Origin of the sequence: Compostibacter hankyongensis, assembly GCF_039541075.1 — a bacterium.
Classification (GTDB): domain Bacteria; phylum Bacteroidota; class Bacteroidia; order Chitinophagales; family Chitinophagaceae; genus Compostibacter; species Compostibacter hankyongensis.
Genome location: NZ_BAABFN010000006.1, coordinates 110,729 through 132,973 on the forward strand (window position 1 = coordinate 110,729; position 22,245 = coordinate 132,973).

A 22,245-nucleotide genomic window follows, 5' to 3' on the forward strand; every position below is an offset into this window, starting at 1 on the left:
ACTGTATGCATTATTACAATATAAACAAACGTCTTTGGCTGCGCTTCCTTTTTGTCCTAACAGTAGGATTAAGCACCGGATGTAAAAAATATTTAGATGCGAAACCGGATAAAAAATTAGTGGTGCCAACCACTTTAAGTGACGCAAGCGCATTATTAGATTATTATACCCGGCTAAATGCATTCTATACATCAATGGGTTCCCAATCGGATGATGACTTTTATATTTTGGACGATTATTATAATACGATAGAAGTGAAATTTCGGGATAGATATATTTGGAACAAGGATGCGCTTAGTGAAGATGCTGATTGGAGTGATTTATATTCGGTAGTACAATATGCAAATCTCGCATTGGAAACCGTGGAAAAGAACAAGCCTTCCGTCCAGACCTTGGCAGAGTGGAATAGGGTAAAAGGAGAAGCCCTGTTTTTCAGGGCTTATGCGTTTTATCAGATCGCCCAATATTATGCGGTCCCTTATGATCCCCGGAATGCAGAAAAAGAACTGGGTATCCCCCTTCGGTTGACGAGTGATGTGAACGCGCAGAACGTCCGCTCCAATCTGGAAGATACCTGGCAGCAAATACTTAAAGACTATAAAGAAGCGTCTTTACTACTGCCGACAACCTCTGATCCGATATCAAGGCCCAACCGGAAAGCGGCATTTGCTGCAATGGCGCGAACTTTTCTTGTAATGCAGGATTATAAGTCCGCCTATATGTATGCAGATTCTTCTTTACAGCTTTATCATACGCTGCTTGATTATAATCAGCTGGATACCTCATCAAGTGCGCCGTTCCCCCGGTTCAATGAGGAAGAAGTCTTTCACAGCGAAATGATCGGGGCAGGCATGCTTGGTGTTACCCACTGGCGTGTGGACTCTCTGCTCTACCAATCTTATGCTCATGACGATTTGCGGCGTTTACTTTTTTTTAAGGGGATCGGCTCCAATCCCTACGGTTTCAAGGGAAGCTATAGCGGCACTTCCGGCGTTCATTTTAACGGAATTGCTGTAGATGAAGTGTTTCTGATGCGGGCTGAATGTGCTGCCCGACTGGGAAAGGCGATGGAGGCAATGAAAGATTTAAATATGCTCCTTAAAAATAGGTGGAAAGCGAACACTTTCGTGCCGCTTACTGCGTCGACTCCGGAAGATGCCTTGGAAATAATATTAATAGAAAGACGAAAAGAATTAGTAGGAAGAGGCCTGAGATGGTATGATCTGCGAAGATTCAATCAGGATGAAAGGCTTGCACATACTTTGATTCGTGAAACAAACGGCAAGCGCTATGAATTGCCACCCAATGATCCTCGGTATACTTTCTATATTCCTCAAACGGTAATAGATTTTACCGGAATGTCCCAAAACGCAAGATAGACGCTGCATGCTTTCTGGAGACGACACGTTTTCAAGGAAAGAGACCGGTGGCCTGCCGGTCTCCTTGCAACGATCAATTTTGCGGTTCCTTGTATTCCAGGTTATCTGCCGACTTCGTAAAGTTGTCACTGTCAGCAATGATATCGTCCAGATCATCCTGATCGGGATGTGCATTAGCTCCCGAGCCCTCCTGCGTGGCAAAAATGGCACACACTTCATCTGGTTCTGTGGGGCAATCTGGGTCTTGTCCGGAACCATTGACAGCAAGCGTATAACTACTTGCCTGTGTTCTGTCCGGCCCGCTGAGTTCAAACCAAGCATCCGCGAGGGGCTGTTGACTGGTAGATCGAACGGTGGTGAATGCACTGGCCACAATCCCTACTATAGCAGCAAGGACTGGCAAAGCTATTTTTTTAATATTCATAGTTCGGGGCGCCTTTTAAATCTCAAAAGGCTAAACTCTAAGATGTGAAATAATAGTTGACCTGGCCGGCTTTGAACAGACCGGCAAACTGCCGTAACGTCCGTACTCGAGTTGGGACGCATTGTTGCAACAATATCTTTGTCGCGCATAGCGCGCACGAGTCATTTTATGGCCGGCAGGTCAGAGGCATAACCGGCGATCTCCAGTCTGGCATCCCGTTTACGCATCAACCCTATCCCTATCCCCGCCAGTATGATAAAGAACAGGTTGAAGAGCAGGTGCTGCCGCCAGCTGAGCCCGGAGATGATCCCGCCGCAGCTGCAGGGCAGATCTTTGCCCGAAAGCAGCATCATAGACAGGTATACCGTAAATACCGTCAGCAAACCGGCGGCACACCACAGTCCGGCATATTGCGTAGAACGAAGCATTAACAGCCCGCTAACGGCCAGTTCAGATAGGGGTACTGCCCATGATATGAACCCGGCCATCGGTTTCAGATAAGGGTGGGTATGCAGCTGTGCAACAAACAAATGATGATCCAGCAACTTGCTAACGGCCGCATACACCAGCAGCAGGATCAGTACAGCGGCAATGGCTTGGATGAGGATGGCTTTTTTCATGTTGTGCTTTTCAGGAAACAGCCCGGGCCGCATCGCCCGTGCCGCATCCTAAAAATAGCACAGACCTCTCCCCACCCACTTAGCATTTCGGGTATTTATTTTTTAGCATTCCGGGTCAAAGTGCGGCGGAAGTTCCCTCCCACAGGCGCTTTCAGCCTGCTTCACTTCCGGAAGTGACCTGGCGGATGACCGAACTTATGATGAAAGGCCCGGTCGAAGCTGGAAAAATCCCGGTAGCCTGACTTATCGGCGATCTCTCCGAAAGGAATATCCGTACGCACCACCAGCTGCATGGCATATTTCATCCTTTCTTCAAAAAGAAAGCCATGCACGCTCTGCCCGGTGTACCGGCGAAACTGTCTTTTTAACGTGCTTTCGCTCACGCGGAATTTCCTCGCAAGCGACGAAAGGGTATGGGATAGTTCGGGCCGGGAAAGCAGGTATCGCTTTATATCTTCCATATGCCGTATAGACTGCAACGGCAGCGGCTCCTCATGAAATACATCCTTCACATACTGCAAGAGAAGGTCCGCAATGCGGGCTTCGAGGTATAGGCTCCTTTCGGGCTCTTCCCCGGGACCATGCCGGATATCTTCGAGGTGCATACGTACCCCGCGGCCGATCGCCGCATCCTGCAGCAGCATGCCACGACCGGGGAAGCCGGCGGAATGCCGGAGCAGCTGCCCGATACCGGTGTATTTTTCACCCAGCAAACGCAACGCCTTCCCCGAAAGATCGATATGCACCGATTCATAGCTCCCTCGCCGGAAACGGGCCCGGTGGAGGTCATCCGCAGGCACATAGATGAGCCGGTACCTTCCTTCGCAGAAAAGCATGGGCGCAAGTCCGTTCAGATGACCCCATACATCGCCCACCAGCATACAATGCAACGTGATCACCGGACGCTCCGCCCGGATATACAGCCACAGCTGCGGCTGGCGGACAACGATATGGTTCACCTGTATGCTGAAATCCGCATTGCCGAAAAGCTGGTAGTACACCGCACCGAAGGGCCCGTAAAGGCACCGTACGCGGGCCCCGGCGATCCGGTATTTGCGGAATTGCCGGGGCGTCTGCCGGGTAATCACACTCTGCGATAAATACCGGTCGGGTAGCCATAGTTTCATAAGCAAGGGTTTTACAGCCGGAAGATGACTCCTGCAGCTATGGGTGATCATAAACGGGAAACGAAGCCGGTCTGAGGCCTTTCGGCAAGAACAAATGCCTGTCGCGGGGAGCAATAACTATGAAAGCTGAATTGTATATGATATTTTCCCTTTACAAATATAAAAAGAAACAAAACACCATAAGGGAAATATATATCTATTTTTGATTATTTTTTTGGGCTTTCAGCGATAAAACAAGGAAAGGGCAAAGCCCGGATTCAGGCTGGGGCTTACCCTCCGAACTGCAGCTGATCCGAGCTGAGCCCGAGCGGCTTGGCCATCAGGTTGAAATAGTTCTCCGTGGCGTTGATCCAGGTGAGCTCTACGATCTCCCGCTCGGAGAAATGACGCTTAAGCGCAGAAAAGGTCTCTTCGGTGGCCGTCTTGGAGAAATTCACCTCCTCCAGGTAAGTGAGCAGGGCTTTTTCCTTTTCCGAAAAGCGGCTGCTGTTGCGGAAATCCAAGAATTCCTTCCATTCCTGGAAAGCCTCGTTCTCCCTGGCCACCGCATAGTCGATCGCATTGGAGCAGAAAGGGCAATCGTTGAGATGGGAAGTATAATAACGGATAAAGAGCTGCAGCCGCCGGGGCAAAACAAGCTGCTTTTCGGTCCGCAGGATACGGAGGGCCACCTTCAGGGCGGGCGGGAAGCGGGCATAGATGATACGCAGCGCGGCCAGCGGCTTGCCGAACCGGCGCCGGCTCAGATAATAAGCGATCTTCAAAAACAGGGTCCCGGGCTTTTCAACGGAAGTAAGTCGCATCGGTGCAATTTTTATACTGCAAAATTGCGGCTTATGGCCGCCGCCCCGCTTGATATTTGTCAAAAAATTACCGCCGGCCGCGGATACGGCTCAGCGTTTCCGGCGTAATGCCGAGATAAGAAGCCAGCATGCCCAGGGGAACGCGGCGGATGAGATCCGGCTGCTCCTGCACAAGCTTCCCGTACCGCTCCGCCGCCGTGGCAAAGTGAAGATCGTCGAACCGCTGCTGCATCTGGATAAGACCCGACTCTACCAGCAGGCGCGCCAGCCTTTCCACCTCGTGGTGGGAAGCGCAGAGCCGTTGCAGATCCTCCCGCTGCAGGGCCTGCAGGGTGCTGTCCTCCAGCGTTTCCACGCCCCGCCGGTCCGGGTATCCCGAAAGGAAGCTCACCATGGAGCCGGCAAAAGACCCCTCCGTGCTGATCCAGTCGGTGATGTCCCTGTCGTCCTTGTAATAAAAGGTACGGGTAAGGCCTTTTTCAACAAAATAAATAGTAGGGCATACGGATCCGGGTCGCACCAGCATCGTTCCCCGCGGCGCGTCCCGGGTCTCCAATACGGCTTCCAGCGCGGCCCTGCTTTCAGGGCCGAGCGCCGTGAACCGGGAAATAGCATCGAAGAATTCCGGCATGGGTATTCATTGAGACGGTATTCAGGCTATCGTCTTCACCACGCCGCCGTCTACCCGCAACGCGGCGCCGTTGGTACCGGAAGACAGAGGGCTGGCCACAAAGGCGACAAGATTGGCGATCTCTTCCGTGGTGGTAAACCGCTGTAGCAGGGAAGTAGGCCGCGCCAGCTCAAAAAATTCTTTTTCCACCTCGGCCTGCGGCTTGTTTTGCTGCGCGCTCATCTCCTCCACAAAGCCTTCCAGGCCCTCGGAACGGGTGGGGCCCGGCAGCACGGCATTGACCGTGACGGCCGTACCCTTCGTCAGCTCCGCCAGACCGCGGCTTACCGCCAGCTGCGCCGTTTTGGTGACGCCGTAATGGATCATCTCCGCGGGAATATGGAGGGCGGACTCGCTGGAGATGAAGATGATCCTCCCCCAGTTATTTTTGAGCATGCCGGGGAAATAATGCCGGCTCAGGCGGATGCCGCTCAGCACATTGACCTCGTAAATACCCAGCCAGTCCGCATCGCTGATATCGGTAAAATCCTTTATCGTGAACATGCCGACATTGTTGACCAGGATATCCACCTCCGGTATTTCCTTCAGCAGGGCATTTACTTCCTGCACTTTCGAAAAATCCGCCGCCACGCCGCGGGCCGCCGCACCGGGAACCTCCTGCCGAAGTCGCGATAAAGCCGCGTCCACCCGGGCCTGCGTTCTGCCGTTGACGTATACGGTGGCGCCTTCCTCCAGCAGCTTTTGGGCGATGGCCAGCCCGATGCCCGCCGTAGAGCCCGTGACCAGCGCTGTTTTTCCTTTCAGTTGTAGATCCATAGCCGTCTTTTTTAACAACAACAAAGGTAGGGGGAATGCGACAGCCGCCATTAAGAAATTATGGAGCGGTGCTTATTGCCCCACTCCGAAAGGGTTTTCAGCACGGGGCGCGTGGACAGCCCCAGCGTAGTCAGCGCATACGACACCTTCGGCGGCACTTCCGGATATACGGTCCTTTCTACCAGCCCGTCCTGCTCCAGCTCTCTCAGCTGTGCCACCAGCATCCGCTCCGAAATATGGGGAATGGATCTTCGCAGTTCGCTGTAACGCATGCTGCGCTGCAGCAGGCTGAACAGGATGGTGGGCTTCCACCGCCCGCCGATGATGGACAAGGCATAATCCATACCGCAGTTGCGGACGAGGTAGGCTTCGTTCTGCGCATTGGTGGAATTTTCTTTTCTCATACTTACTTTTTTGTCAGTACCTAACAATTTTATCCGTACCGGCAAAGATACCTGCTCTGATTTACTTTTGCGGTATGAAAAAGCTATCACAACAAGCCGCCCTGATAACAGGAGGCAGCCGCGGCATCGGCGCCGCCATTGCAAAAAGACTGGCCCGCGAAGGGGCCGACGTAGCCCTCACCTATCAGCACGCGGAGGAAAAAGCGGAAGCGGTGGTGCGGCAGATCCGGAACGAAGGGGTTAAGGCATTGGCCATCCGGGCCGACAGCGCCGATCCGGAAGCCGTCATGAAGGCGGTGGACCGCACACAGGCGGAACTGGGCCGGCTCAACATCCTGGTCAACAATGCGGGCATCGGTATGTACAAGCCCATAGCCGAGTTTACCGTCGGGGATTTCGACCGGATCATGTCGGTCAACGTCCGCGCCGTATTCGCCGCTTCGCATGCTGCGCTGAAATACCTTGGAAAAGGGGGGCGTATTATCCATATCGGCAGCTGCCAGGCAGAGCGGATGCCCGGACCGGGAGGATCGCTGTACGCGATGAGCAAAAGCGCGCTCGTGGGTCTTACCAAAGGAATGGCCCGCGATCTGGGTCCCCGGGGGATCACGGTAAACATCATCCATCCCGGCCCCGTGGATACGGACATGAACCCGGCAGACGGTCCTTCGGCCGGTTATCAGCGCTCCCTCATGGCCATACCGGAATATGGTTCCGGTGAAGATATCGCCGCCATGGCCGCCTACCTGGCCGGACCGGAAAGCGGCTACATCACCGGCGCCGGATTTACCGTCGACGGCGGCACCAACGCCTGAGCGGCGGACGGGTCAGCCGCACTTTGCCAGGATCTTTTCGAGCGTATTCAGGTTACGGTTGGTGATAAACTGTTTGGCGGCGGCTTTGGCCATGTATTTTCCAAAAACGCTGTCGAGGGTCTGTCCTTTGCGGACCCGCCAGTAGACCACGCCTTCGCCGGGACTGACGGCCTCAACCGACGCGTCCAGCGGAGGGGCCTGATGCGCCAATGTTTCCTCAAAGCCCTTTTCGGTAAATACCACATAGCGGTGAACGTCCGGCCCGGGATTTTGAAAAGGATATCCGCGGATGACCGTTTCCAGCTCGGCGGGGGAGAGCGCCAGCACCTTCGCCGGATAATGAAAGGTATCGCCCAGTAGCTTTTCCACACGAAGCCGCAGCTTTTCCGAATCTGCCTTACCGGCATCCACCACCACATTGCCGGTCTGCAATACGGTGATCACATTCCGGAAGCCGCCGTTCTCCATACAGGTTTTCAGATCGGCCATTTTGATGGTCCGGCCGCCGACGTTAACGCCGCGAAGCAGAATGATATGTTTCACATCCGGTTTCATTTTACAGCATTTTGACAAGCTCCTGTTCTCCCTGCAGCAGATAACAGGGGATAAATTTATCTTAGAAAAGGCGAAGTAAATATATTGTTTACCAAAAACTGAAATTACGGCGATTAACGCCGTTAAAATGTACATTCATAAACTATTTATCCTTCCGCTTCTTACATTCAAAAGTAAAAATAAGCCACAACCGGCGTGCAGGAACACCGCCGGCCCGCCCGGCAACCTAACGCCGGTCGTCAAAAAGAAGCTTTGTTTAACTGCAGAAAATCGTACTTTTTCCGCCGCTTAAGCCCTGCGATCTAAATCATCGAACATGCTTCACCGGAAAAAACTCCTGTGCTGGATAGCCGCAGGTTTATCCCTGTGCCTGCAGGCACAGGCGCAGGTATCGCTCGACAACGGCTGGAAATTCCGCCAGGGCGATGATACGGCCTGGGCTGCCCCCGCCTTTAACGATGACGGTTGGAAAGCCATTAAGGTCGGCACGCCCTGGGAATACCAGGGATATGATAATTACGACGGTTACGGGTGGTACCGCCTCCATGTGAAGATCCCCGCTTCCCTGAGATCCGGCTCCGCCAACCCGGGAGACCTTCGTATCGAGCTGGGCAAAATAGACGACGGCGACGAGGTATACCTGAACGGAAAAAGGATCGGCGCCAACGCCGGCAAAAAAGGCTCGATCAAAAAAGGGCCGTATGACGCCCTGCGCGTATACCGCGTCGGCCAGAACGATCCGGCTATCCGCTGGGACGGGGATAACGTGATCGCGGTACGCGTATACGACCACAGCGGAAACGGCGGCATGTGGGAAGGTCCTTACCGCCTCAGCATCACGGATATCACCGACGACGTGCAGATAGACCCGGGCGCATCCGGTTTTTCACTGGGCGATCACCAGGCCGGCAAATCCGTTACGCTGCATTCCTCGCATGACACCTACCGCTTTTCAGGCATGCTGCACCTCGCCGTTATCGATCCGCAAGACGGAAAAACGGTGTGGGAAAAAACCGTGCCCGCCGCCTTCTCCGCCGGAAAGGATTTTCACTATACCTTCACAGCGTCCGTGCCGGAGCAGCGGTCCTACCAGCTGCGCTACACCTTCCGGGACAGTCGCTCGGACAAAGACGTTACGGCCGTAGAAGGCATCCCCTACATCCTGACGCCGCCGGCCCCGCCTACCCCGCGCATCAACGGGGCAAAGATCGCCGGCGTACGCCCCGGCCACCCCTTCCTGTTCAGGATACCGGCCACGGGAGCCGCGCCCTTGCGCTTTTCAGCCGCAGGGCTGCCCGCAGGGCTGAAGCTGGATCCGGCCAGCGGTATCATCACCGGCAGCATAGACCAGGCCGGCGCCTATACCGTAAAGCTAACGGTGTCGAATAAACGTGGAAAGGCCACCGAAGATTTTCGCATCGTGGCAGGCGCGCGCATTGCCCTCACGCCCGCCATGGGATGGAACAGCTGGAACTGCTGGGGGCTGAGCGTCAGCGATGCCAAGGTGAAGGCCTCCGCAGACGCCATGGTCAGTAAGGGACTGGTAAGTCACGGATGGACCTATATCAACATAGACGACGGCTGGGAACGGGAAACACGGGCCGCCAACGGGGAGATCGTTACCAACGATAAATTTCCCGACATGAAAAAGCTGGCGGACTACGTGCACGATAAAGGTCTGAAGATCGGCATCTACTCTTCTCCCGGCCCCCGTACCTGCGGGGGATTCCTGGGCAGCTATCAGCATGAGCTGCAGGACGCGAAGACCTATGCGCGCTGGGGTATCGACTATCTCAAATACGACTGGTGCTCTTACGGCAACATCGCCCCGAAGAACCCCGACCTCGAAGCGCTGCAGAAACCCTACCGGGTCATGCAGTCAGCCTTTAAGCAGATCGACCGGGATATCTATTTCAGCCTCTGCCAGTACGGTATGGGTGATGTATGGAAATGGGGCGACCATGTCGGCGGCAATTCCTGGAGGACCACCGGCGATATCCGGGACACCTGGAAAAGCATGTCCGACATCGGGTTCCGCCAGTACATCAGCTCTCCTTACGCCAAGCCGGGCAACTGGAACGATCCCGATATGCTGGTGGTGGGTAAGGTAGGCTGGGGACCCAACCTGCACAATACCCGGCTCAGCCCCGACGAGCAGTATACCCATATCAGCCTCTGGTGCCTGCTGTCGTCGCCCCTCCTGATCGGCTGCGACATGAGCCAGCTGGACGACTTTACCCTCAGCCTGCTGACCAACGACGAAGTGCTGGCCGTAGACCAGGACCCGCTCGGAAACCAGGCAAAAAAAGTAGCCGAAAAAGGAAACATCCAGATATGGGCCAAAAACCTCGAAGACGGCTCCAAGGCCGTGGGCATCTTTAACCTGGGCCCCAAAATGACCGATGCTGACCTGGACCTCAGCCGGCTGCACCGCAGCGGCAAACAGACGCTGCGCGATCTCTGGCGGCAGCAGGACCTGGGTACTTTTTCCGGCATCTACCACGCACAGCATATTCCTTCCCATGGGGTGCTGCTGCTGAAAGTATCCGCTGCCCGTCGCTGAGGGGGCATATATACAGACACCCCATTCCGATCCCCGAGGGCTTGTTGTACCGCCGCCTGCGGCTGCGGCCGGGGTACGTTTTTATAAACCGGCCTGTTCTATTATCTTTAGTCGCCGTTCCGTCATAACGGATATGCATAGTCCCGGACGAATGCGACGCCGGAGCATCATACTTTTAAACTGACAGCATGACCCTCCTTATCCCCCTGGCCGGTATTATTGCCCTGATCCTGCTGATCCTGTATCTGAAGCTGGATCCGTTTATTTCCTTTATCGTGGTCAGCATAGGGATGGGCCTGGCCTGCGGTATGCCCGTCGGCCGCCTGTCCGCCGCCCTCGAAACCGGCATCGGCAATATCCTCGGATCGCTGGTCATCATTCTCGGCTTCGGCGCCATGCTGGGCAGGCTGGTGGCCGACAGCGGAGCGGCCCAGCGCATCACGCTTTCGCTTACACGGGCCTTCGGCGTGCGGCATCTGCAATGGGGCATGGCGCTGGCCGGGCTGATCGTGGGCATTCCGATCTTCTATACCGCGGGTTTCGTGATCGTGGTGCCGCTGATCTTTGCCATCGCCAATACCACCAGGCTGCCGCTTTTGTATGTCGGCATCCCCATGCTGTCGGCCCTTTCGGTCGCACACGGCTATCTCCCGCCGCATCCCTCGCCGACCGCCATCTCCGCCCAGCTGCATGCCGACCTGGGCAAGACCTTGCTGTACGGTCTTATCGTGGCCGTACCCGCCATTATACTGGCCGGCCCCCTTTTCGGAAGAACGCTGAAACGGTTCAGGCCGGAGCCCAACAACGAGATCCTGCGGCTGAAGCAGCTTCCGGAATCCGAGCTGCCCGGGCTGGGGATCAGCCTGCTCAGCGCCCTGCTCCCCGTGATCCTGCTCTCCCTGTCCACCCTGTTCAATGTATTCCAGGTAAAGGACGGCCCCTTCAAGCGGTTCATCGACTTTGTGGGCAACGCCAATATGGCGATGCTCATCTCCGTGCTCTTTGCGACCTGGTTCCTGGGCATCCGGCGGGGCAACAGCATGAAAACGGTGATGAAGGCGCTGGAAGACGCCTTCAAAAATATCGCCCCGCTGATGCTGATCATCGCCGGCTCCGGCGTATTCATGGAAGTGATGAAGGAAGGCGGTATCAATACCGATCTCGGGGAAGCGCTGCGGCACCTCGCCGTGCCTCCGCTGATCCTGGGATGGCTGATCGCCGCCATCATCAGGGTATGTATCGGTTCGGCCACCGTAGCGGGGCTTACCACCGTGGGCATGATACTCCCCCTGCTGCAGCAGCAGCCTGTTCACCCGGAGCTGATGGTGCTCTCCATCGGCGCGGGCAGCCTGATGTTCTCTCATGTCAACGACGGCGGGTTCTGGATGTTCAAGGAATATTTCAACCTGTCCATGAAAGATACCTTCCGTACCTGGAGCGTTATGGAGACCATCGTTTCCGTCGCCGGCCTCTGCGGGGTGCTGATATTACAGACATTGCTGTAATTTAGCGACAGAACCTTCTTAGCCCGCATCGCACAAAGCTGCGGCGGTTACCGTTTTCTAAAATCAACCGACCTATGCAAACCGTATCCCCCCGTGAAACGCTACAGCAGCTCGGCCTCGCCCTGCCGCCCGCCCCTGCGCCCGCAGGAGTATATAAGCCCCTGCTGATCAGCGGCAACATGGCCTATGTGTCCGGTCACGGACCGGTACAAACCGACGGCACCCTGATCAAAGGCAAGGTGGGCGCCGACCTCGACGCCGAAGCCGCCAAGCTGGCCGCCCGCCAGGTAGGACTCGCCATACTGGCCACCCTGCAGGCACAGCCGGGCGGACTGGACCGTGTAAAACGGGTCGTCAAGGTATTGGGCATGGTCAACGCCACCCCCGATTTCGGCCGGCATCCCTTCGTGATCAACGGCTGCAGCGAGCTCTTTGCCGCCGTCTGGGGCAGCGACAACGGGGTAGGCGTACGCAGCGCGGTAGGCATGGGCTCCCTGCCCGACAATATCCCGGTGGAGATAGAGGCCGTATTTGAATTAAAAGCATCCTGATATGCGTCCCTGGTATGCCTTAGCAGCTCCTGAAGATACCGATTCTCCCGCCCTGCTGGTTTATCCCGAAAGAATAGCCGCCAATATCCGCACCATGATACAGATGGCCGGCGGAGCAGCGCGGCTGCGCCCGCATGTAAAAACCCACAAGATGGAGGCCGTCGTGAAAATGCAGCTGGACCAGGGCATCCGGAAATTCAAGTGCGCCACCATCGCCGAAGCGGAGATGCTGGCCGCCGCCGGTGCGCCGGATGTGCTGCTGGCCTACCAGCTGCCCCTGCCCCGCATCGGGCGGCTGATCCGGCTGATCCGGACCTATCCCGGGACCCGCTTTGCCTCTCTCATCGACAATACGGCTTCGGCGCGGCTCCTCGAAGCACAGTTTGCGACGGCGGGGCTGGAAGCGCAGGTGTGGATCGACGTGGACAACGGCATGCATCGCAGCGGTCTCCCCCCGGACGACAGCCTCCTAACCCTGTATGAACAACTGTTGTCGTATAGTCATATCCGTTGCTACGGGCTGCACGTCTATGACGGACATATCCGTGAAAAGGAGTTTGAGAAACGCCGTAGTCTGACAGAGGCCGCCTTCGCACCGGTAAACGAAATACTACAAAAGATCGCGGAAAAAGGCCTGCCGCCGCTGCAGATCGTCGCCGGCGGCACGCCCACCTTTCCCGTGCATGCCCTACACCCGGAACGGCAATGCAGTCCCGGTACCTGTCTGCTCTGGGATGAAGGCTACCGCCTCGGGCTGCCGGAGCAACCCTTCCTGCATGCCGCCGTGCTCCTCACCCGCATCATCTCAAAGCCTGCGCCCGGCCTCCTCACCGCCGACCTTGGCCATAAGGCGGTGGCCGCCGAAAATCCCCCCGACCGGCGGATCTTTTTGCTGAACCTCGACGGCTATACGGTATCCGGACAAAGCGAAGAGCACCTTGTGCTCAGCGTATCCCCGCCCGAATGGGAGCGATGGCAGACCGGCGATGTGCTCTACGGCATACCTTATCATATCTGCCCTACCGTAGCCCTGTACGATGAAGCGGTAGTGGTGAAAGAAGGCCGTACTGCCGGCGCCTGGCCCGTCACTGCGCGCGGGAGAAAGCTTACTGTGTAGTTTGCGCCTGTGGTTGCGATGAAAATTTCCGATATTTAAGGCTTCATTGATACTGATCCGCCGTATGACGAGCAAGACATCCCGCCGGCCCCGGTTTATTTTTGACGCCCATCTCGACCTCAGCATGAATGCGCTGGAGTGGAACCGCGACCTGACCCAGCCCGTGCCGGTCCTGCGGGAGCGCGAAAAAGGACAGCACGACAAGCCGGACCGCGGCAGGAATACCGTTTCTCTTCCCGCCATGCGCGAGGGAAATATCGGGCTCTGCACCGCCACCCTCATCGCCCGCTATGTAAAGCCGGGCAACCCGCTGCCGGGCTGGCACTCCCCGGAGCAGGCCTGGGCGCAGACCCAGGGGCAGCTGGCCTGGTACCGGGCCATGGAAGCCCGGGGCGAGATGACGCCCATCACCGACAGGGCCGCCCTGGCCGCTCACCTGCGGCGCTGGGAAAACGACGCGCCGGATCAGCTACCCATCGGCTATATCCTGAGCCTGGAAGGCGCCGACTCCATCATAGACCTCAGCTATCTGGAAAAAGCCTATGCCGCCGGCCTGCGCGCCCTCGGACCCGCCCATTACGGACCGGGTGTATATGCTTACGGCACCGATTCCGAAGGGCCGCTCGGGGCGCGGGGCAGGGCGCTGCTGCAGGAGATGGACCGGCTGGGCATCATCCTCGACATCACCCACCTCTGCGATACCTGCTTCCGGGAAGCGCTCGATATTTTCAAAGGTCCGGTATGGGCCAGCCATCATAACTGCCGGGCGCTGGTGCCCCACAACCGCCAGCTCTCCGATGAGCAGATCAAGGTCCTCCTTGAGCGGGATGCGGTCATCGGCGCCGCCTTCGACGCCTGGATGCTGATCCCCGGATGGCTGCGGGGAAAGACCACGCCGGAATCCAGCGGGGTAAGCCTGCAGCATGTGGCCGATCATATCGATCATGTCTGCCAGCTGGCCGGCAATGCGCTGCACGCCGCCATCGGCACCGACCTGGACGGGGGCTACGGCAGGGAGCAATCCCCGGGCGACCTGGATACCATCGCCGGCCTGCAGCAGCTGGAGCCCATCCTGCTGCAGCGGGGATACAGCGATACGGATATCGATCATATTTTTTATCAAAACTGGATCCGCTTTCTGGAGAAAGCGTGGGATTAACCGATTCGTTCATGAACATCATCATCACCGGAGGGAGCCGGGGTATCGGCAGATCCGTCGCCATGCGCTTTGCACGGGAAGGATGGGATATCGCCCTGTGCGCGCGGGATAAGGACGCCCTGGCCCGCACCCGCGAAGTGCTGCTCCAGCTCAACCCGGCCATAACGGTTATGACGGCCAGCGCCGACCTGGGCACGAAGGATGCCGTACTGGATTTTGCGGAAAAGGTCAAAGCCGTCTTCCCCGTGCCGGACGTGCTGGTGAACAATGCCGGCATCTTCATCCCCGGAGCCGTTCACGAAGAAGCCGACGGCGTGCTAGAAACCACCATGGCGGTGAACCTGTACAGCGCCTATCACCTGACAAGGGCCCTCCTGCCGGCGATGAAAACGGCCGGGCGGGGTCATATCATCAACCTGTGCTCTACCGCCAGCCTGCGCGCTTATCCCAACGGGGGAGCCTACAGCATCAGCAAATTCGCCCTGCTGGGCTTTTCCAGGAACCTCCGCGAAGAGCTCAAACCCCATAACATCAAGGTTACCGCCGTATGCCCCGGGCCTACGCTTACCGATTCCTGGGCCGGCTACGAAGGCCCGCCCGAACGGCTGATGCCGCCGGAAGACGTAGCCGAGGCCATCTGGATGACCTGCAACCTCGCTTCGCAAACCGTCGTGGAAGACATCGTGCTGCGGCCCCTTCCCGGCGATCTTGGCTGAGCCGGAACCGCCGCCGGACGGCATTTTAACTAACTTTTAACTGCGGCGCGCCGCAAGACTGGTACAGCATTGGATAATTTTGCAGAGCTATGAGGGAGCTTTCAGGTTTCAGGATATTTTGCCTAATAGCCCTGTTGTGGACAGGGATGATGGGGAAAGCCCGGGCCCAGGATGCACAGTTCACGGCCAGTGCCAGCACCACCACCCCGGCCGTAAACGAACCCTTCCAGCTCCGCTTTACCCTCGAAAACGCTTCGGACATCTCCGGTTTCCAGCCCCCCGCCTTCACCGGCTTTTCGGTACTGTCCCAATCCCAGGGCAGCTCCATGAACATCACCAACGGGCATGTCAGCCAGAGCGTCAGCATCATCTATATCCTGCAGGCTACCGCACCGGGACGTTATACCCTTGCCGGAGCCTCCGCCCGGCTCGACGGGAAAAAGGTAAAGTCCAACCCCATAACCATTACCGTAAGCGCCGGCAGCGCCTCCCCTTCCCCCTCTCCTTTTGACCCCCGTCCCCGGCCGGATGAGCGCTCGCGCGATGTTCCCGGGATGGTGCGCAAGGGTGAAAACGTACGCGACAAGATCAGGAAAAACCTGTACGCAAAAGTAGAGGTCGACAAAAAAGACGTCTATGTCGGGGAGCAGCTAACGGCTACGTATAAACTCTATACCCGTATGCCGACCTCCTCAAAGGTAACCCGCGTGCCGGCGTTCTCCGGGTTCTCGGCCCACGATATCGATCTGCCCAACCCGCCCCAGGCGACCATAGAACAGGTCGACGGGGTGCCTTTTAAGGTGTTCACCATCCGGAAAACCATGCTTTTTCCGCTGCAGCCCGGCGACCTGGAGCTGGACTCGGTAACGGTGGAAAATGTCGTCCATCTTTACGAGGTAGACCGCAGCAGGCCCCGCCGCGATCCCCTCGATGATTTCTTTGACGACCCTTTCGGCAAAGATCCTTTCGACGATTCCTTCTTTGACGACTTCTTTAACCAGCAGGGCGGATCGTACCACGACTATAATTACAATATCCGGAGCCAGCCCGTTTCCATTCATGTGAAGCCCCTGCCCGAAGAGGGACGGCCCGCCGATTTCAGCGGCGCCGTGGGTAATTTTACCATACAGGCGGGCCTGAACAAGTCCGCCCTCAGCACCGACGATGCGGCCACGCTGAAGATAACCCTGAAAGGAAGCGGCAACATCACCCTGCTGAATGCACCCAAGATAGACCTGCCCGCCGACTTCGACCGGTATGATCCCAAGATCAGCGATCAGGTCAATAAAAATGACAACCCGCTCTCGGGCAGCCGTACCTTCGAATATGTATTTATGCCCAGGACGCCCGGGGATTATACCATACCGGCCATCCGTTTTTCGTATTTCGACCCGCAGGAAAAGGCTTACAAAACCGCGACCTCCCAGCCCTTTACCCTGCACGTCACCCAGGGAAAAAACCGGGGACGGGGCACCGGGGCCGATTACGCCTTACCCGATAATGTGCTGCAGCCCATCCACAGCGGAAAGCTGGCCTGGAGCCGGCGCGGCGCCTTCTGGCTGACCGCGCCCCTGTACTGGATATTGCTGGCCTTGCCCCTGCTGGTGCTGCTGATCCTGCTGGCTACACGCCGCCGCCGGGAAAAGCTGCAGTCCGACCAGGTATTGCTGAAAAACAAACGGGCCAACAAGGTAGCCCGCAAACGGCTCAGCCTCGCGGCCAGGTTCCTGGCGAAAGACGACAGCAGGGCTTTCTATGAAGAGGTGTCCAAAGCCCTCTGGGGATATCTTTCGCATAAACTCAATATTCCTTTTGCCGAGCTCAGCCGGCAAAAGGCTACGGACAAGCTGCACGAAAGGGAGATACCGCCGGCCATTACCGGTCAGCTCTTTGCCCTGTTCGACAACTGCGAGATGGCCCTCTATGCGGGGATGAGCGGCCACGAAAAGATGCAGGAAACCTATAACCAGGCCGCCACCCTGATCGGGAGACTGGAAGAACAATTAAAGTAACGGAACCATGCGAACCTACCTGCTGATCCTGTTATTGTCCGCCGGCACGCTCACCGCCGCTGCCCAGCGGCCCCAGCAGCTGTTTGAGCAGGCGAACGGACTGTACCGGCAGAGGCAGTACGACTCCGCGGCGCAGCTTTACGGGCGCCTGATCGGTGAAGGCTACCGCAATACAGCGCTTTGGTACAATGCCGGCAATGCCAGCTATCAGGCAGGCCGTACCGGCTATGCCGTTTATTATTTTGAAAAAGCGCTGCAACAGGATCCCGGCAACGCTGCCGTCCTGCACAACCTGCAGCTGGCCCGGCAGCGTGTCGCAGATAGGACGGACCTGCCGCCGACGATCATATTTGTACAGTGGGAACAGCATATCCTGCATCTCTTTTCACCCAACGGATGGCTCCTGGCCGGGTTGCTGCTTTGCTGGCTGACGATCGCGGGCGTCGCCCTGCATTTCTTCCGGGGCAGCGCTTCCCGCTGGGTACGGTGGGGCACCCGTCTGGCCGCCGTGCTTTTTGTACTGGCGCTCATAGGCGGCATACTCACCTACAGGCAGCAGATGCAACACGATACCGCCATCGTGATGGTATCCGAAGCGGCGGTCAAATCGGCCCCGGATAACAACAGCACCGATCTGCAGGATATCCACGAGGGCTACAAGGTAAGCATCCTCGGCAACGCCCCCGGCTGGGTCAAGATCCGCTTCGGGGACGAAAAAGAAGGCTGGGTAGCCGAAAATACGCTGAAGGTCCTCTGAGCCGCCACCCCATCCGGGCATTACTCTATGCGGGCCGCCCATCCGCCGCCCGGCGCCAGGTGCACGGTCAGCTTATCGTTACGCGTAACGCTGCGTTCCTCCCGCTTGTAATCCGTACCGTTGCGGTCGGCATTGACGCCGTCGCGGAAAAGCACCATACGATGGTTGCCGGCGGGCAGGAAGGAAAGGTCCAGCGTGATGTCGCGGGCCGTCCAGTTGGTCATGGCGCCGATAAAATAAGTATTTCCCTTCCGGCGGGCCATGGCCACATATTCGCCTACCTTACCGTCCAGGGGTATGGTCTGGTCCCAGGTGGTGGGTACGCGGGTAATGAAGTCCAGGCTTTCTTTCTCGTTCTCATAGGCCGTAGGGTTGTCGGCCAGCATCTGCAGCGGCGCATCGAACACCACATACATGGCCAGCTGCTGACAGCGGGTACCCAGGCTCATCGGGTTGTCGTTGATGGCGGCAAAATCCCTTTGCTGCGCGTTACGCATGGCGCCGGGGGTATAATCCATCGGACCGGCAAACATACGTATATAGGGCAACGTTACCGCCATCTGGGGGGTGGCCAGCTTGTCCGTCCATTTATCGTTTTCCAGCCCGGCTACGCCTTCGAAGTTGATGACGTTGGGATAAGTACGCAGGATACCGGCAGGCTTGTGCGCGCCGTGGAAATCCACCAGCATATGATGCCGGGCCGCCGCCTCTGCACAACGCCAGTAAAAATTCACCACCGCCTGGTCGTCGCGGTTCATAAAGTCCACCTTCACCCCTTTGACGCCCCATTGCGCAAAGAGCTGCATCGCCGGCTCCATCTGCTCATCGAGCGTGCGCCATACGCACCAGAGGATCACACCCACCCCTTTCTGCCGGCCGTAATCGGTAATGGCCTTCATGTCCACATCCGGGGTCCGCTCCAGGATATTGCCCAGCTTGTACCAGCCTTCATCCATAATGATGTAGGGGATACGGTGCCGGGCGGCAAAATCGATATAGTACTTGTAGGTATCCGTGTTTACGCCTGCGCGGAAGTCAACGCCGGTGACGTTCCAGTGGTTCCACCAATCCCAGGCCACCTGCCCCGGCTTGATCCAGCTTACATCCTGCAGCCTGGAGGGAGCGCCCAGCTTGTATACGATCTCGTTGTTCAGCAGCCGGGCGTCGTTGTCCGCCAGCGCTATGATACGCCAGGGGAAGCTGCGCTTGCCGGCGGTGCGGGCAATATAGTCATAGGTGCTGCCGGGATAAAAGTTCCGGTCCCAGCCGCCGTCTGACGGATCGTTTTTCCGCTCCGTCTTAACGGCGGGAGGGAATACGCCGTGCAGCGTCTGCCCGCCCTGTCCGGTAAAATACAAGCCCGGGTAATCCCGCAGGTCCGATTCGGTAAAGAGTATCTTTTGTCCCCCCGGAGCATTCAACAACAGGGGCAGCTGGGTGTTCCTCGAAGCGGTCAGGCTGTCGAGCGGCGCTTTGTCGTAGAGGTGCTCATAGCTGTTGAATGCAAGATCCGCCCACTGGAAAAAAGCCTCGCTGCCTGCCGGTACCTGCAGATCGCAGGTTTCGTTCTTTACGGTGATGCTGTCCGGGAAATCCGTTTCGAAACGGTAGGCTACCGCATCGTTATATACGCGGAAGGTTATCGCATAGTGATCGCGGTACTGCACCCGCAGCTCATTATATTCGTTGGATATCGATGAATTCTTGATCGCCACCGGTGCCTGGATCGTTTCCTTCACACTTTGTTTCTGCGTTTTGCGCACCTTGCTTTCTCCGTTGAGAGCCGTGCCGTCGCCCAGCTCCATGGCGAGCCTCAGACCGGGAACAACGGCGCTGCCGTTATGCTGCACAGAAAGTTGCAGGGATCCTTTTGCTCGAATATCGACGGTGGTTTTACCATCCGGAGCGCTGAGGTGGTAGTCCTGTGCCCGGACAAGCGGCGCACATCCCAGCAGGGCGGCGCTCAACAGTAAAATGGATTTTTTCATCCGTTAGTATTTGATTTTATGCTTCAGTGATAACTGGCTTCAATGGTTTTCCGGTATTTTTGATAAAGCGCCTTTGCCGCCGCCACGGCATCTCCTTTTGCGGCGGTAGGATATTCTTCGTGGCTGTTCACCCATTTCCACTCCCACTCCCTTATCTGCGCGTCAAAGCTGCGCATGTCCACATCCCGCCGCCCGGCCAGGCACTTGCCGGCATATTGGAAAAAAGCGTTCCAGCGCGGCCGGTAAAATCCCTTCAGCAACCCGCTCCATTGCCGGCAGGCATACTCGTGCAGGGGACAGTTTTTGCCGCCCCATAAGGTGATCAGGTCACGGGCGTTGAACTCATAAATATCTTTTTCCGCTTCGGTGACGCCCCAGCTGCGGGCATCCGCCAGCCAGCTGCCCAGCAGAAAATCGCTTCGCGTGGCCAGCAGCTCATCCATATCGTCTATCAGCTCCAGGAACTGGCGGCTGTACTGGTTAAAGGATTTTACATCCTTCCTTCTGAAGGCGGCGGAAAATTTCTGCTGCAGCGGCGTGGCATAGTTGGCCAGCACCTGCCGGGTAAGGTCCACCAGGTCGTACCGGAACCCGTCGCTCCCGCCCAGGCGGTCCGCGGCCTGGATAAAGAGGTCCCAGGCCCTGAGCAGCGCTTTCGGATCGTAAGTAAGCCCTGTATTTACCCAGGCGGTATTTTTTTCAAAGGTGGGGCGGCCGGCGACGATGGACTCCGGCCCTCCTTCGGTGATCCCTCCGCTGTATACCGTATTCTCAAGTATCTTCCAGGCTTCGTTGATACTGTCGTCTGCCGCGCCGTAACGCCGCCGGGCATAGGCGGGCAGCCAGTCGTTCAGGTCGATGATATCGCTGCGCCATATATTGTCCGCCATCAGCTCATACAGCGCGGGGTTCTGCTCGATGGCCTCCGGCGTTAGCCCTATGCCGACCATATTACCGGATTCGGGATCGTGCAGCGCCATCGCCGGATCGGAAGCCACATGGCGCATCCGGCCGAACAGGCTGATGTTGCCCCCGAAGTTGTGCAGCATGTTCCATATCCAGGGCTTGCCATAATAGCCTTCCGTACGGTTCCACACGGGATGAGACTCGCTCCACAGGTCCAGCACGATCACGTGATCATCGGGCACGGCATTCAGCAGCGCCCTGATCTGCGGCGCATGCCAGAAGCGGGCGTTATAGGAAAACATCCAGCCCTGCATCACCCATACCGCCTCAGGATCGGCCAGGGCCATGGAATGATATACCTTTTTGCTCATGGCATCCAGGAAGGTGGAATCGTTGGTGGGGGGCACGTTCTCGTTGAATGTATCGGCGGAATAAAGATGATCGGTACCGTATTCCCGCGTCTGGGCTTCGATGAACTTGCGACCGATGGTCTCGAACAGGGGGTCTTCCGGATCCAGGATATATACATCGTTAAATCCTACGCCCCAGTTGGTCTTCTTCAGCCTGGCCTGCGGGAATTTTTTCCGGAACGAAGGCGGCACATGACCGGTGAAGGCGGGCAGCACCGGTTTCATCCCAAGGGCGCGTTCCTGTGCCAGTATCTTTTTCTGCAGCGCCTTGTGGGTATCTATCCAGTGCTGGGGCAGGGGGCCTCCCCACCCGTCGAGGTTGCCCATCCAGAGCCAGGCAAAATAGGCAGGTCCGCTGAAAAAGCTTTTCAGGTCTTCATCGGAAAAGCCCAGCTCTTTGTATACCTCCTGCCAGACCGCTTCTTCGCCGGTCAATGCCAGCGGCATATTGATGCCGTTCATGGCCATCCAGTCGATCTCGCGCTGCCAGCGGTCCCAGTTCCACCAGGCCATGGTATAGTTGAACGTGCAGTAGTTGATGTAGTACCGGTAGGTATAAGGGGTGACCTTGTGTACTTTTTTCTCCACGGCCGGAAGCGGGTCCGGAAGCTGCAGGTTGGTACCGTTCCAGGTGATGCTGCAGTGACAGTATTCCTTAAGATAATAATGCAGGGCCGAGGCTACCGATACGCCGCTGCTTCCGCGGAGGATGATCCTGCCGCCGCTGCTTTCCACCTCAAATACATCTTTCCCGTTTTCCTGCGGAATTTCCGCCACCTCAAACCGGTCTGCCGCTTCGGGAACCACACGTCTGATCAGTGCCTTTGCCGCATCTTCGTTCAGCCCGGCAAAGGTCTTCAAGTTCAGCATCATCATGCCTGCAAAGAATAAGAATTTGATACGCCCCATGACCATACTTTTGCTATCACGAAGGATGAAAGGTACAAAATTGTGGCGGGGCGCCCAACCAAAACGCCCACTTCCCGG

At 57.1% G+C, this 22,245-nt stretch carries 20 protein-coding genes; 10 read left to right on the top strand and 10 right to left on the bottom strand.

The features are described 5' to 3' along the window. The first annotated feature begins 5 nt into the window (after positions 1-5). Positions 6-1,379, top strand: a complete 1,374-nt coding sequence (locus ABD851_RS12890; protein WP_344979907.1) for a RagB/SusD family nutrient uptake outer membrane protein — start codon at positions 6-8, stop codon at positions 1,377-1,379. Between the two features lie 73 nt (positions 1,380-1,452). Here the strand turns inward: ABD851_RS12890 and ABD851_RS12895 are convergent, their stop codons facing one another. The 7 genes from ABD851_RS12895 to ABD851_RS12925 form a co-directional block, all read right to left on the bottom strand. After that, positions 1,453-1,803: a DUF6520 family protein gene (locus ABD851_RS12895; protein ID WP_344979909.1), complete on the bottom strand. Its 351-nt coding sequence runs from the start codon at positions 1,801-1,803 to the stop codon at positions 1,453-1,455. Positions 1,804-1,964: 161 nt separating this feature from the next. Next, on the bottom strand, positions 1,965-2,423 hold the full coding sequence (locus ABD851_RS12900) for a MauE/DoxX family redox-associated membrane protein (RefSeq protein WP_344979911.1): 459 nt from the start codon (positions 2,421-2,423) through the stop codon (positions 1,965-1,967). A gap of 161 nt (positions 2,424-2,584) precedes the next feature. Further along, a complete protein-coding gene (locus ABD851_RS12905) occupies positions 2,585-3,550 on the bottom strand; it encodes a helix-turn-helix transcriptional regulator (protein ID WP_344979913.1) in 966 nt (321 codons plus the stop codon). Positions 3,551-3,819: 269 nt separating this feature from the next. After that, positions 3,820-4,353 carry a carboxymuconolactone decarboxylase family protein gene (locus ABD851_RS12910; protein WP_344979915.1) on the bottom strand — a complete coding sequence of 178 codons (534 nt, stop codon included), beginning with the start codon at positions 4,351-4,353 and terminating at the stop codon, positions 3,820-3,822. A gap of 67 nt (positions 4,354-4,420) precedes the next feature. Then, a complete protein-coding gene (locus ABD851_RS12915; RefSeq protein WP_344979917.1) occupies positions 4,421-4,984 on the bottom strand; it encodes a Crp/Fnr family transcriptional regulator in 564 nt (187 codons plus the stop codon). A 21-nt stretch (positions 4,985-5,005) separates the two neighbouring features. Further along, positions 5,006-5,800 carry an SDR family NAD(P)-dependent oxidoreductase gene (locus ABD851_RS12920; protein ID WP_344979919.1) on the bottom strand — a complete coding sequence of 265 codons (795 nt, stop codon included), beginning with the start codon at positions 5,798-5,800 and terminating at the stop codon, positions 5,006-5,008. Between the two features lie 50 nt (positions 5,801-5,850). Next, entirely contained in the window at positions 5,851-6,204 is a 354-nt protein-coding gene (locus tag ABD851_RS12925) for a winged helix-turn-helix transcriptional regulator (protein ID WP_344979921.1), read from the bottom strand. A 74-nt stretch (positions 6,205-6,278) separates the two neighbouring features. Between ABD851_RS12925 and ABD851_RS12930 the strand changes: the two genes are divergently transcribed. Then, a complete protein-coding gene (locus tag ABD851_RS12930; protein ID WP_344979923.1) occupies positions 6,279-7,019 on the top strand; it encodes a 3-oxoacyl-ACP reductase family protein in 741 nt (246 codons plus the stop codon). Positions 7,020-7,031: 12 nt separating this feature from the next. Here ABD851_RS12930 and ABD851_RS12935 read toward each other — a convergent pair whose 3' ends face one another. Continuing rightward, on the bottom strand, positions 7,032-7,562 hold the full coding sequence (locus ABD851_RS12935) for a DUF1697 domain-containing protein (RefSeq protein ID WP_344979925.1): 531 nt from the start codon (positions 7,560-7,562) through the stop codon (positions 7,032-7,034). A gap of 328 nt (positions 7,563-7,890) precedes the next feature. On the opposite strand from ABD851_RS12935, the gene ABD851_RS12940 reads away from it, so the two are divergent. The 8 genes from ABD851_RS12940 (at position 7,891) to ABD851_RS12975 (ending at position 17,954) form a co-directional block, all read left to right on the top strand. After that, the gene (locus tag ABD851_RS12940; RefSeq protein WP_344979927.1) at positions 7,891-10,137 is read left to right on the top strand and encodes a putative Ig domain-containing protein; all 2,247 of its coding nucleotides are present in this window, start codon (positions 7,891-7,893) and stop codon (positions 10,135-10,137) included. A gap of 188 nt (positions 10,138-10,325) precedes the next feature. Then, positions 10,326-11,642, top strand: coding sequence for a gluconate:H+ symporter (locus tag ABD851_RS12945; RefSeq protein ID WP_344979929.1), 1,317 nt, complete (start codon positions 10,326-10,328; stop codon positions 11,640-11,642). 74 nt (positions 11,643-11,716) lie between these two features. Further along, positions 11,717-12,193 carry a RidA family protein gene (locus ABD851_RS12950; protein WP_344979931.1) on the top strand — a complete coding sequence of 159 codons (477 nt, stop codon included), beginning with the start codon at positions 11,717-11,719 and terminating at the stop codon, positions 12,191-12,193. A 1-nt stretch (position 12,194) separates the two neighbouring features. Continuing rightward, on the top strand, positions 12,195-13,310 hold the full coding sequence (locus tag ABD851_RS12955; RefSeq protein WP_344979933.1) for a D-TA family PLP-dependent enzyme: 1,116 nt from the start codon (positions 12,195-12,197) through the stop codon (positions 13,308-13,310). A 64-nt stretch (positions 13,311-13,374) separates the two neighbouring features. Further along, the gene (locus tag ABD851_RS12960) at positions 13,375-14,469 is read left to right on the top strand and encodes a dipeptidase (RefSeq protein ID WP_344979935.1); all 1,095 of its coding nucleotides are present in this window, start codon (positions 13,375-13,377) and stop codon (positions 14,467-14,469) included. Positions 14,470-14,480: 11 nt separating this feature from the next. Then, positions 14,481-15,185, top strand: coding sequence for an SDR family NAD(P)-dependent oxidoreductase (locus tag ABD851_RS12965; protein WP_344979937.1), 705 nt, complete (start codon positions 14,481-14,483; stop codon positions 15,183-15,185). 89 nt (positions 15,186-15,274) lie between these two features. Beyond that, a complete protein-coding gene (locus tag ABD851_RS12970; RefSeq protein WP_344979939.1) occupies positions 15,275-17,197 on the top strand; it encodes a BatD family protein in 1,923 nt (640 codons plus the stop codon). A 7-nt stretch (positions 17,198-17,204) separates the two neighbouring features. Then, positions 17,205-17,954 (top strand): SH3 domain-containing protein, encoded by a 750-nt coding sequence (locus tag ABD851_RS12975; RefSeq protein ID WP_344979941.1) that lies wholly within the window; start codon positions 17,205-17,207, stop codon positions 17,952-17,954. Positions 17,955-17,974: 20 nt separating this feature from the next. Here the strand turns inward: ABD851_RS12975 and ABD851_RS12980 are convergent, their stop codons facing one another. Both ABD851_RS12980 and ABD851_RS12985 read right to left on the bottom strand, forming a co-directional pair. Continuing rightward, complete coding sequence (locus ABD851_RS12980; RefSeq protein ID WP_344979943.1) at positions 17,975-19,942, bottom strand: glycoside hydrolase family 97 protein; 1,968 nt, start codon at positions 19,940-19,942, stop codon at positions 17,975-17,977. Positions 19,943-19,965: 23 nt separating this feature from the next. Continuing rightward, on the bottom strand, positions 19,966-22,167 hold the full coding sequence (locus ABD851_RS12985) for an alpha-N-acetylglucosaminidase (protein WP_344979945.1): 2,202 nt from the start codon (positions 22,165-22,167) through the stop codon (positions 19,966-19,968). Between the last annotated feature and the right edge of the window lie 78 nt (positions 22,168-22,245).